This is a genomic window from Psychromarinibacter sediminicola, from assembly GCF_029168335.1.
In the GTDB taxonomy this organism is placed as follows: Bacteria; Pseudomonadota; Alphaproteobacteria; order Rhodobacterales; family Rhodobacteraceae; genus Psychromarinibacter; species Psychromarinibacter sediminicola.
The window spans coordinates 18,945-29,588 of sequence record NZ_JARGYC010000060.1; the positions used below are offsets into that span (position 1 = coordinate 18,945).

Here is a 10,644-nt window from a genome sequence, read left to right on the forward strand (position 1 = left end):
GCCCGTGACCGGTTTCAACCCCAACGACGGACATTGAACATGGCCGGGAAGCTCCCGCGCCGCTCCTTATGCACCTCGTCATGGTGGCGCGGGTCGAACAATCAAGCCTCCGGCAAACCCGTCGCGGCGATCGGTTCGGCACAATGCCGGCGGTCGCTCCAATCGGTTCCGCGGGCTGTCGCGGCGGCATGCCAATTGATACGATCCGCCATTGAAGGGCGGAACCTGCGCTGACGCGACAGCTCTTCGAACGGAAAAACCACCCACCCTGTCGGCCGCAGCCGCCTCGCCACGTCCTTGGATCATGGAGACCCGGAAATGCTCTACACTCTGCTCTGCTACCACGACGAGGCCGTCACCACCGCGTGGAGCGAAGACGAGGACGCGGCCGTGATGGAAAAGCTCGAAACGGTCCACCAAAGGTGGGCGGACCGGTTGCGCCCGGTCGTGCGGCTCATGCCGACGAGTGCGGCCACGACGTTGCGCAAGAGCGACGACGTGGTGCTCGACGGCCCCTTCGCGGAGACGAAGGAGCAGCTTCTCGGCTTCTACTTGCTCGAGGCCGACACGCTGGAAACCGCCCTCGCCTTCGCGCGGGACCTCGCCCAGGCCAATCCCGGCGGTGCCTACGAGGTGCGGCCGGTGATGGCCTATTACCCCGACCGAACGGCGCCGGACGATGCCGCCGCCGGCTGATCCCGCCTGGATCGAGGCGCGGCTGGTCGCCGCGCGGCCACGGGCCGTCGCCGCACTGCTGCGCTATTTCCGCGATCTCGACCTCGCCGAGGAGGCCTTTCAGGAGGCGTGCCTGCGGGCGCTCCGGGCATGGCCCGAGAAGGGGCCGCCCAGAGATGCCGAAGGGTGGCTCATCATGGTCGGACGCAATGCCGCGCTGGACCAGGTCCGGCGGAGGGCGAAGCTGACCGGGCTGCCGGACGAGGCCGCGATTTCGGACCGCGAGGACGTGGAGCCGGCCCTCGCCGAACGTCTGGACGCGGCGGATTACCGCGACGATATCCTCAGACTTCTGTTCATCTGCTGTCACCCCGAGCTTCCCGCCACGCAGCAGATCGCGCTGGCGCTCCGGATCGTTTCGGGCCTGTCCGTCCGACAGATCGCGCGCGCCTTCCTCGTGGGCGAGCGGGCGATGGAGCAGCGCATCACCCGCGCCAAGGCCCGCATCGCGAAGGCCGACGTGCCCTTCGAGACGCCGGGCGCCCCGGAACGCGCCGCGCGCCTGGCCGCCGTGAAGACGATGATCTACCTCGTCTTCAACGAGGGCTATACCGATGCCGACCCGGCGGGCGAGCGCGCCGCCTTCTGCGCGGAGGCGATCCGCCTGGCCCGGCTGCTTCTGCGCATGTTTCCGGGCGAGCCCGAGCTGATGGGCCTTCTGGCGCTGATGCTGCTGCAGCATTCCCGGCAGGCGGCCCGGTTCGACGGGGACGGCCTGCCCGTTCTGCTCGAGGATCAGGACCGCACGCTGTGGAACCGCGCGGCGATCGACGAGGCGCTGGCGCTTGTCGACAAGGCGATGCGGCACCGCCAGCCCGGTCGCTACCAGATCCAGGCGGCCATCGCCGCCGTTCACGCCCGCGCTGCGCGGCCGGAAGACACCGACTGGGCCGGGATCGACCGGCTTTACGCTGCGCTCGAGGATCACGCGCCCTCGCCGGTCGTCACGCTCAACCGCGCGGTGGCGGTGTCGAAGCTGCACGGGCCTCGGGCCGCGCTCGACATGATCGCGCCGCTGGCCGAACCGCTGGATGGCTATTTCTATTTCCACGGCCTGCGGGGCGCGCTGCTTGACCGGCTGGACCGCGCGGACGAGGCGCGCGAGGCGTTCGGACGGGCCATCGCGCTGGCGGGAACGGCGGCCGAGGCAGCGCATATCCGCCAGCATCTCGACCGGCTTTCGGCAGAGAACGGCGCGGCATCGTAAAAAAATCTGAAAGGAGCTGTCGGGATCGCGCCCGGCCGTTCGTCCTGTGGTCGGAAACGACGCAACAGGAGGACAGCGCACATGACGGATCGCGACATTCGGAAGGCCGCGGCCCGGCGGCTCAGCCACGGTGGCCGCGGCCGGACCCGCACGCGGAGGGCCGCTGCATGAGACGGATCAGGATCATCGCCAACACGTCCCTCGACGGCGTGGTCCAGGCACCGGGCGGGCCGGACGAGGACCGCGACGGCGGTTTCGCGCATGGCGGCTGGGCGATGCCGCATTTTGCCCCCGCCATGGCCGAGGCCATCGCCGCGGCCCAGGGCGACAGGTTCGATCTTCTGCTCGGCCGGCGCACCTACGACACATTCGCGGCCTTCTGGCCGGGGGTCGAGGACGACCCGATCGCCGACGGGCTGAACGGGGCCACCAAACACGTGGCGACCCACCGGCCCGAAAGCCTGGAATGGGGACCGGCAGAGGCCCTGGGCGCGAACATCGCCGCACGGGTGCGCGACCTCAAGGCGCAGGACGGCCCCGACCTGATCGTCTGGGGCAGCACGACGCTGACGCCCGTGCTGTTCGAGGCCGGGCTGGTCGACGAGCTCTTGCTGTTCGTCTTCCCGATCCTGCTGGGCGGCGGAAAGCGCCTCTTTTCCGACCGTACCACGCCACAGGAACTGACCCTGACCGAAAGCCGCAGCGCGCCGACGGGCGTGCTGATCAACGCCTACCGGGCGAGCGGCGCATTGCAGCCCGACCGTCCGGACCCCTACAGCAAGGAGACTTCGCAATGACCCCGACAATCTACCTCTTCTTCGACGGCACCTGCCTCGACGCGATGACGCGCTACGCCGATATCCTGGGCGGCGAGGTTCTTTCCCTCACGCGCAACGCCGACGCGCCCGATGCGGAAAGCCGCATGCCCGGCGGCGACGACGTGGTGATGAACATGAGCGTCGGGCTGGGGGACGTCACGATGATGGCCTCCGACGTGCCGCCTGACATGTACAACCGGCCGCAGGGCTTTCGCGTGCAGATCGCCCCGGGGACGCGCGCGGAGTTCGACCGCATCTTCGCGGCGCTCTCGGACGGGGCCCGCTCCATCGAAATGGGCCCGGAAGAGACCTTCTGGGCCGAGCGTTTCGCCATGTTCACCGACAGCTACGGCACGCCCTGGATGCTGAATTTCGAAGGCGCCAAGGCGCCGCGGGAGGCCGCATGAGACAGAAGGCATTTCGCATGATCCGCCACACCGCCGCCGCGCTGGCGCTCATGGCTGCGCCCGCCTCGGCCCAGGACGACGCCGCCGGCCATCGGGTCGAGGTGAACGGCATGGAGATGTATTACGAGGTCTCCGGCGCGGGCGATCCCCTTGTCGTCCTGCACGGCGCCTATATGAGCATCGAGTCCATGGGCGACATCGTCCCCCTGCTGGCCGAGACGCACCGCGTCTACGCGCTGGAATTCCAGGGCCACGGCCGGACCGAGGATATCGACCGGCCGATCACCTACCCGAACCTCGCCGACGACGTGGCCGCCTTCATGGCCGCCGTCGACCTGCCGCAGGCGGATGTCTTCGGCTATTCCATGGGCGCGGCGGCCGCCCTGCAACTGGCGATCCGCCATCCCGAGCGGGTCGACCGGCTGGTCCTTGCCTCGGTCGCCTTCGACGAGGCCGGGTGGCAGCCGGCCTTCCGCGACATGATCCCGCAGATGACGCCCGACATGCTGATCGGCAGCCCGCTGGAGGCCGAATGGCGCGCGCTGGCGCCCGATCCCGAGGGCTTCAGGGAACTCGCGCGAAAGCTGATCGCGCTGGAGAAACAGCCGATGCACTGGGAAGACGAGGTAAGGGGCTTGGACCTGCCGGTGCTGCTCATCGCGGGCGACGCTGACGTGGTAACGCTGGAGCATTCGGTGGCCCTCTTCCGTCTTCTGGGCGGCGGCGGGATGGGCGACATGGGCCAGCCGCTGCCGCAATCGCGCCTCGCGATCCTGCCGGCGACGTCGCACACCGCCGTGATCAACCAGCCCGACCTGCTGATGCGCTTCATCGCGCCGTTCCTGCAGGGCGAGACGCCGAAGGGCATGTGGGACTGACCGCCCCCTTCGCGGCGAAACGGCACGCGGCCGGATGCGGCCCGAACAGAAAGGAAAGACACGATGACCGTTCCCAAGAACACCATCTGCCTCTGGTATGACGGCGCGGCCGAGGCCGCCGCCCGTTTCTACGCCGAGACCTTCCCCGACAGCGCGGTGCATGCCGTGCACCGGGCACCGGCCGACTTCCCCTCGGGCAAGGCGGGCGACGTGCTGACGGTGGACTTCACCGTCGTCGGCATCCCGTGCCTCGGCCTCAATGGCGGGTCGGCCTTTACCCACAGCGAGGCGTTTTCGTTCCAGATCGCGACCGACGACCAGGCGGAGACGGACCGCTACTGGGATGCGATCGTCGAGAACGGCGGAGAGGAAAGCATGTGCGGCTGGTGCAAGGACCGCTGGGGCATCTCCTGGCAGATCACCCCGCGCACGCTGACCGAAGCCATGGCGGCCGGCGGAGACGAGGCCCGGCGCGCCTTCGAGGCGATGATGCACATGCGCAGGATCGACGTCGCCACAATCGACGCGGCCCGGCGCGGTTGAACCGGACGAGGGTACTCGGACCTGGCGCCGCGAACGCCCGCCTTCGGCCCTTGCCTCAATCGGCGGCCGGCCGCGCCGGCATTCCGATGCCGTCGTGGCCGCGGCGCAGGAATGGATCGGTGTGACCTATGCGGCCAAGACGCCGGTGACCGAAATCGTGGCCCGCTCCGGCCTGCCCGAGCGCAGCTTCAAACGCCGCTTTCGTATCGCGGGCTACGCGCCCCTCGCGTACGTGCAGGCGGTGCGGGTCGAGGAGGCCAAGCACATGCTCGAGACCACCGACCTCGCCACCGATGCGGTGGCCTTCGAGGTGGGCTATGACGACCCTTCCTACTTCCGCCGCCTGTTCCGGCGGAAGACAGGTGTCACGCCTGCGGCATATCGGCGGCACTTCCTCCGTGTCCTTGGCGCCGGGCGCGGCTCGTGACCCTCCGTGCCGTTCGGCGCGTCGAGGCACATGGGTGGTAGCGGCCGGCGCCACACCGCGCCGCACGGGCCTTCTCGGCCCCTTCCGCGCCTTGAGGAGGGCGTCGCCGCGTTCCGGGCGCTGCTCGTGCGGGACAATGAGCTTCGCAGCGCGGCCGCGGGAACGCCCTTGACCTTCCATTAGATGGAAGCTGTAGCGATCACCAGACAAGGCACGAAGCCAGGCGGGCCGGCGCGCCGTCGGCCGCCGGTTGCCGCAACGCATGAGCGGATCTTTCGAAGGTGGATCATTGACGAAGCTACTCACCGCTGCACTGGCCCTCGTGATCGTCACGGACGCGACCGCCTATCTGCTTCAGGAGCGCGGCTTCGACGCCCCAAGGAATGCATCCGCGCCGGCCACGGCCGCGACCCTCGCGGCGGGCGAGAGGGCATTCGAGGCGAACTGCGCCGCCTGCCATGGCGCGCAGGCCGGCGGGACCGACAAGGGGCCGCCCCTGGTCCATCGCATCTACGAACCGTCGCACCACGCCGACTACGCCTTCCGGATGGCGGTCCGGAACGGCGTCCGCCAGCATCACTGGAAGTTCGGCGACATGCCCCCGGTCGAGGGCATGACCGACGAGGAGGTGACCCGGATCACGGCCCATGTCCGGGCGCTTCAGCAAGAGGCCGGGATCGAATGAACACCGCGACCCGCGACCCTGACGATCCCGGCCGCGCCCGGGAGAACGGGAGCGGCGAAATGGAGAAGGCACCGAGATGAAACTCACCCGCAGAACACTTCTGGCCGCGAGCGCGGCGACCTTCGCCCTGCCGGGTCCGCTCCGCGCCGATCCCGCCCCGCTTTCGGCCCGTGAGGGCGAGGCGACCCTCCTGCCCGAGGGTTACGGAGCCACCCGGATCTGGGGCTTCGACGGCACGGCGCCGGGCCCGGTGCTGCGCTTTCGGCAGGGCGACCGCCTGGTCCGGCGCTTCGTCAACGACCTCGACCAGGCCAGCACGGTCCACTGGCATGGCCTGCGCCTGCCCAACGCGATGGACGGTGTGCCGGGCGTCACGCAGGAGCCTGTCGCCCCCGGAGCGCAGTTCGACTACGCTTTCGACCTGCGTGATGCCGGCACCTTCTGGTACCATCCCCATGACCGGGCCTGGGAACAGGTTGGCCGCGGCATGGCCGGCGCGTTGATCGTTGAGGAGGACACGCCTCCCGAGACCGACCGCGACGAGATTCTGCTCGTGCAGGACTGGCGGCTGTACGACAGCGGCGCGATGGCCGACGATTTCGGCACCATGCACGACTGGGCCCATGGCGGCCGCATCGGCAACTGGCTGACGGTCAATGGCCGGCCGGCCGGTGCGCAGCCCGCCGGCCGCCACGACCGCCTGCGCCTGCGGATCGTCAACGCCGCGACCGCGCGGGTGCTGCAGGTGGCGCGGCGCGGTCTCGACGGATGGGTGATCGCGCGCGATGGGCAGCCGCTGGAACGGCCGCAAGAGCTGAGCGACATGCTGACGATCGGCCCGGGCAGCCGCGCCGACCTGCTGGTCGACGTGACGGCCGCCGCGGGCGAGCGGGCCGGGCTGGGCCATGCGGAGCGCGACGGACTGTCGCCGCTGTTCTTGCTCGACGTCGCCGATGGCGGACGCACAGAGCCGCTGGGAGTGCCGGAGCCCCTTCCGCCGAACGACATGCCTGCCCTCGGCCCGCTCGACGCCGCCCAGCAGGCCGAGCTGCGGATGGCGGGCGGCGCGATGGGCGGGCTGTCCACGGCAACGCTGGACGGCGAGGAACGGCGCTTCGGCGAACTTGCCCGGATGGGGAAGCTCTGGGCGTTCAACGGCGCGGTCGACATGGACGAGCGCCCGCTCCTGAGGGTCGCGCCCGGCGAGACGGTGCGCGTGGCATTGCGCAACGACACGGCCTGGCCGCATGCGATGCACTTGCACGGCCATCACTTCCGGCGGCTGGACGACACCGGCCGCCCCGGCCCGCTCGGGGACACGATCACGCTTGCCCCGCGCGAGCGGGCCGAGATCGCCTTCGTCGCCGAGAGTCCGGGGGACTGGCTGCTGCATTGCCACATGCTGTCCCACGCGGCGAGCGGGATGATGACGCATATTCGCGTCGGCTGATCCCCCGTGCGGCGCGCCGGCCGGTCCGCCTGGCGCGCCCGCCACGCGACTGAGCGGAACCCTCCGGCGCTGGAACCTTGTTGACCCCTGGAATACCTCGCCAAGGAGGCTCCAAGATGTCCTATATCCGCTTCGGCCTGATGATCCTCACCTCGACGGTGGTGATGTTCATCCTGATGTATCTCAACACCTATGCGTGGGAGCATGTCTTCTTCTCGGAGACGCGCGCCTACATGGCGCTGGTGATGGGCGGCACGATGGCGGTCATCATGCTCGCCTTCATGCTTGGCATGTACAGCAATCGCCGCCTCAACATCGCGATCTTCGCCGGCGCCCTGATCGTCTTCGGCGTCTCGCTCTGGCTTGTCCGCAGCCAGGTTACCGTGTCGGGGCCCAGCTACATGCGCGCGATGATCCCGCACCACTCGATCGCGGTGATGACCTCCGAGCGGGCCGGGATCGAGGATGCCCGCGTGCGCAAGCTGGCCGACGAGATCATCGCGGCCCAGCGGCGCGAGATCGCCGAGATGCGCTACCTGACCGCCGATGTGACCGGCGGCAACGTCGTCACCGACATCTACGACGATCCCGCGCCGCAAGCCGGCACGGTTGCCGACGCGCTGGACAACACGCTCGTCTCGACGCTGGACCCGGCGCCGCTGACCCGGGAGCAGGCCGGACAGGTGATGGAGGCCGAGGCGTCCTGCCGCTTCAACCGCAGCCCCGAGGACGACCCGATCCTGCTGGCGGCGGATGGCGGCGATGGCGCGATGCTGCTGAACGGCGTGATCGTGCCGCTCGATCGCACCGGCTCCAACGCGGACGGTGAGGCTTTTGCCGCCGATGGCGCAACTATGACGGTCCGTCGTTTGGGCGAGGAGGCGAACTGGCGCGGCAACGCCGAGCTGATCTTCACGCTCGAACAGGGCCTGACGGTCGGCTACCGCGGCTTCTGGTCGTGCCAGGAGGCGTGACGCCGAAGGGGGTCGGACGTGATGCTTCGTCGCGCCGGGCGAACGGAGGTTCTGGAGATCAATGTCGAGCGCCTGTTCGACGGCTTCCTGTCGGACGCCGGCGGCCCCGCGGCAGGCAAAATGTGGTCCTTCTAAGCGGAGACGCGACAATTTCCGAAGCAAGCTCTGAAGGACGAGGATGTGAAGGCCGCCGTCTCCCTACTGAAGAAGATGATGTAGCGCGGTGCCGTGAAACCCGAGGAGGTTCCGAAAAAGGGTTTTCGGGTCGAGCTCACGAAGAACCTGCCGCACGACGTCGCGGTGGCGTCGACTCGACCCGAAACAGCGCGTCTTCGGTCATCCCTCGTCCCGTGCGCGGGTCCGCGAGGCCGAAGGCGCGGGTCCAGACTGGGCTGCCGTCCTCCATCACGACAACCACGACGCCGGGGACGTCATCGCGCGCCATCCGGTGAGTGATCGTCTGCGAGAGGCGTTCGGCGAGCGCATGCGAGGCGTACTGCGCCGCGCCATGCGGGACCGCGACGAAACTCAGGGCACAGGACAAGGCTGTAGTCTGAATCGCCTTGTTGGCCATGCCTGAAGCCAGGGCACGCATTGTTGAAGCAGGATACTTGGAGTCAGTTTTATCTTTATCTGTCCGCAGTCGTATGCGCCGGAGTGCCGCGCGCCAGCCGCCAGAGAAACCAGGCCGCCCCGGCCGACACCAGCGCAAAACCGGCGAGAGGGGCGACCGCTTCGGGTCCGAGGGCCGCTCCTGCGCGCAGTTGCATGACCGTCTGCGACAGCATCATCGGCAGGAGCAGCGCCGCGATTGCGAGCAACGGTATGGCCAGCAGCATTCCCCACGACCGACCGCGCCGGAGCCCGACGGCGGCCGCGACGCAGCCCGGCGCGATCAGGCCGAGATCGAGCGCATAGGTCGTCCGCACGGTGTAATAGCTCTGCGGCGGATAGGCGCCCGACGTCATTTCGAGCCAGAGCAGAAGCGACCACGCCCCCCCGGTGACAACTCCGCAGGCCAACAGGAAGCCGGGAAGCCAGCGCGGCGTCCGGGGGAGCGGGAGAGGTCTCAGAGCCAGTGCGAGGCCAAGCGCCGACATCGGCATCATGAGGACGTAGAGGGGGAACGCTTCATTGAAGGCGACCGCACCGAAGGACAGCGATACCCCGAGATAGAGCGTCCAAGACAGTGCCACGGCCAAAACCAGGCGGCGCGGCCGCGTCAGCGGTCCGAAAAGCGCCGAGAGCGCGGCGGGCAGGATCAGCAACAGCGTGACGAGGTCCGCCCCCTGCGCCCCGCCGGCCGTGAAGGGCGTGTCGCGTCGGTACAGCCCGCGGCCGAACAGCTCCGGAGCATCCGCCACGGCACCGGGCCGAGTCCAGAACAAACCGGCTATCGCCGCAAGGGCGCCGAAAGCGAGGGCGAGGAAGGAAACGAGGCGAAGCCAGACCCTATGATCGCGGGGAGCCTGACTTTTCTGGTGGTCTCCCCCGCGGCATTCTGCATTCGAGGGTTGCGCCGGATTGGCTGGCGCCGAGCCTCACGAATGGGGGAGAGACCATATGCAGGATAGCATGTTCATCGGGCTGGATGTCCACAAAACGACAATCTCCGTCGCGATTGCGCGGGGGGAGCGTGGGGGCGAGGTGCGCCACTGCGGCACGAGCCCGCACCGGCCCGATCATGTCCGGAAACTGGTGGAGCGGCTGGGCGCCGACGGATCCCGGCTGCATTTTTTGCTACGAGGCTGGTCCGTGCGGCTACGGCCTGCACCGCCAGCTCGTGGAGATGGGGCACGACTGCATTGTGGTCGCGCCCTCGCTCATTCCGGTGAAGGCCGGGGACCGGGTCAAGACCGACCGTCGTGATGCGGTAATGCTGGCGAAGCTGCATCGGGCGGGGGAGCTGACGGCGGTCTGGGTTCCGGACGCGGCACATGAGGCGATGCGCGATCTGGTCCGGGCGCGCGCGACGGCGGTGCAGGAGTTCGGCAAGGCGCGGCAGCATCTTCAAGGGTTTCTGCTTCGCCACGGGCGCATCTATCCGGGGAAGAAGAGCTGGACGCTGGCGTACCGGCGCTGGTTGACGACGCTCGGCTTTCAGCATCCAGCACAGCAGATTGTCTTTCAAGATTATGTCGATGCCGCCTCCGTCGCACGGGCGCGGATCGACCGGCTGACCGGGCAGATTGAGGAACTCGTCCCGACATGGAGTCTCGCTCCGGTAGTGGAAGCGGTGCAAGCGATGCGAGGCGTTGCATTCATCGTGGCCGTGACAGTGGTGGCTGAGGTTGGGGACTTCCATCGCTTTGACAATCCACGACAATTGATGGCGTATCTCGGCCTCACGCCTTGCGAACACTCCAGCGGCTCGAACGTGCGCCGCGGCGGAATCACCAAGGCCGGAAGCAGCCTCGCGCGACGCGCCTTAGAGCTTCGTGCGTTTAATCGTGGGCATATCCTGCGGCCTTGAAGTAGTTCCAGCATTCGTCGGGTTCGAAGAGATCGCAGATGTCGCCG

Annotated in this window: 13 protein-coding genes; 11 read left to right on the top strand and 2 right to left on the bottom strand. The window is 68.5% G+C overall.

Annotated elements, in window-relative coordinates:
- Positions 1 to 318 precede the first annotated feature (318 nt).
- The 10 genes from P1J78_RS18615 (at position 319) to P1J78_RS18660 (ending at position 8,124) form a co-directional block, all read left to right on the top strand.
- Positions 319 to 696 (top strand): YciI family protein, encoded by a 378-nt coding sequence (locus P1J78_RS18615; protein ID WP_275568890.1) that lies wholly within the window; start codon positions 319 to 321, stop codon positions 694 to 696.
- Positions 680 to 1,942, top strand: coding sequence for an RNA polymerase sigma factor (locus P1J78_RS18620; protein WP_275568891.1), 1,263 nt, complete (start codon positions 680 to 682; stop codon positions 1,940 to 1,942). The genes P1J78_RS18615 and P1J78_RS18620 overlap by 17 nt, the downstream gene beginning before the upstream one ends.
- Before the next feature lie 167 nt (positions 1,943 to 2,109).
- On the top strand, positions 2,110 to 2,739 hold the full coding sequence (locus P1J78_RS18625) for a dihydrofolate reductase family protein (RefSeq protein WP_275568892.1): 630 nt from the start codon (positions 2,110 to 2,112) through the stop codon (positions 2,737 to 2,739).
- Positions 2,736 to 3,167 carry a VOC family protein gene (locus P1J78_RS18630; RefSeq protein ID WP_275568893.1) on the top strand — a complete coding sequence of 144 codons (432 nt, stop codon included), beginning with the start codon at positions 2,736 to 2,738 and terminating at the stop codon, positions 3,165 to 3,167. Before P1J78_RS18625 ends, P1J78_RS18630 begins: the two co-directional genes overlap by 4 nt.
- The gene (locus P1J78_RS18635) at positions 3,164 to 4,045 is read left to right on the top strand and encodes an alpha/beta fold hydrolase (protein WP_275568894.1); all 882 of its coding nucleotides are present in this window, start codon (positions 3,164 to 3,166) and stop codon (positions 4,043 to 4,045) included. The genes P1J78_RS18630 and P1J78_RS18635 overlap by 4 nt, the downstream gene beginning before the upstream one ends.
- Positions 4,046 to 4,108: 63 nt before the next feature.
- A complete protein-coding gene (locus tag P1J78_RS18640) occupies positions 4,109 to 4,588 on the top strand; it encodes a VOC family protein (protein WP_275568895.1) in 480 nt (159 codons plus the stop codon).
- Between the two features lie 94 nt (positions 4,589 to 4,682).
- The gene (locus P1J78_RS18645; RefSeq protein WP_275568896.1) at positions 4,683 to 5,015 is read left to right on the top strand and encodes a helix-turn-helix domain-containing protein; all 333 of its coding nucleotides are present in this window, start codon (positions 4,683 to 4,685) and stop codon (positions 5,013 to 5,015) included.
- A 289-nt stretch (positions 5,016 to 5,304) separates the two neighbouring features.
- Positions 5,305 to 5,700 carry a c-type cytochrome gene (locus P1J78_RS18650; protein ID WP_275568897.1) on the top strand — a complete coding sequence of 132 codons (396 nt, stop codon included), beginning with the start codon at positions 5,305 to 5,307 and terminating at the stop codon, positions 5,698 to 5,700.
- A 76-nt stretch (positions 5,701 to 5,776) separates the two neighbouring features.
- On the top strand, positions 5,777 to 7,150 hold the full coding sequence (locus tag P1J78_RS18655) for a multicopper oxidase family protein (RefSeq protein WP_275568898.1): 1,374 nt from the start codon (positions 5,777 to 5,779) through the stop codon (positions 7,148 to 7,150).
- Between the two features lie 116 nt (positions 7,151 to 7,266).
- On the top strand, positions 7,267 to 8,124 hold the full coding sequence (locus P1J78_RS18660) for a DUF305 domain-containing protein (protein WP_275568899.1): 858 nt from the start codon (positions 7,267 to 7,269) through the stop codon (positions 8,122 to 8,124).
- A gap of 271 nt (positions 8,125 to 8,395) precedes the next feature.
- Here the strand turns inward: P1J78_RS18660 and P1J78_RS18665 are convergent, their stop codons facing one another.
- Positions 8,396 to 8,698: a serine hydrolase gene (locus P1J78_RS18665; RefSeq protein WP_275568900.1), complete on the bottom strand. Its 303-nt coding sequence runs from the start codon at positions 8,696 to 8,698 to the stop codon at positions 8,396 to 8,398.
- A 55-nt stretch (positions 8,699 to 8,753) separates the two neighbouring features.
- Positions 8,754 to 9,488: a hypothetical protein gene (locus tag P1J78_RS18670; RefSeq protein ID WP_275568901.1), complete on the bottom strand. Its 735-nt coding sequence runs from the start codon at positions 9,486 to 9,488 to the stop codon at positions 8,754 to 8,756.
- A 320-nt stretch (positions 9,489 to 9,808) separates the two neighbouring features.
- On the opposite strand from P1J78_RS18670, the gene P1J78_RS18675 reads away from it, so the two are divergent.
- Positions 9,809 to 10,597 (top strand): IS110 family RNA-guided transposase, encoded by a 789-nt coding sequence (locus tag P1J78_RS18675; protein ID WP_374213356.1) that lies wholly within the window; start codon positions 9,809 to 9,811, stop codon positions 10,595 to 10,597.
- The last annotated feature ends 47 nt before the right edge of the window (positions 10,598 to 10,644 follow it).

Bases quoted from the DNA above. Each gene is read 5' to 3' on its own strand.
- P1J78_RS18615 (WP_275568890.1), top strand. From the start codon at position 319: ATGCTCTACACTCTGCTCTGCTACCACGACGAGGCCGTCACCACCGCG.
- P1J78_RS18620 (WP_275568891.1), top strand. From the start codon at position 680: ATGCCGCCGCCGGCTGATCCCGCCTGGATCGAGGCGCGGCTGGTCGCC.
- P1J78_RS18625 (WP_275568892.1), top strand. From the start codon at position 2,110: ATGAGACGGATCAGGATCATCGCCAACACGTCCCTCGACGGCGTGGTC.
- P1J78_RS18630 (WP_275568893.1), top strand. From the start codon at position 2,736: ATGACCCCGACAATCTACCTCTTCTTCGACGGCACCTGCCTCGACGCG.
- P1J78_RS18635 (WP_275568894.1), top strand. From the start codon at position 3,164: ATGAGACAGAAGGCATTTCGCATGATCCGCCACACCGCCGCCGCGCTG.
- P1J78_RS18640 (WP_275568895.1), top strand. From the start codon at position 4,109: ATGACCGTTCCCAAGAACACCATCTGCCTCTGGTATGACGGCGCGGCC.
- P1J78_RS18655 (WP_275568898.1), top strand. From the start codon at position 5,777: ATGAAACTCACCCGCAGAACACTTCTGGCCGCGAGCGCGGCGACCTTC.
- P1J78_RS18660 (WP_275568899.1), top strand. From the start codon at position 7,267: ATGTCCTATATCCGCTTCGGCCTGATGATCCTCACCTCGACGGTGGTG.
- P1J78_RS18665 (WP_275568900.1), bottom strand. From the start codon at position 8,698: ATGGCCAACAAGGCGATTCAGACTACAGCCTTGTCCTGTGCCCTGAGT.
- P1J78_RS18675 (WP_374213356.1), top strand. From the start codon at position 9,809: ATGTCCGGAAACTGGTGGAGCGGCTGGGCGCCGACGGATCCCGGCTGC.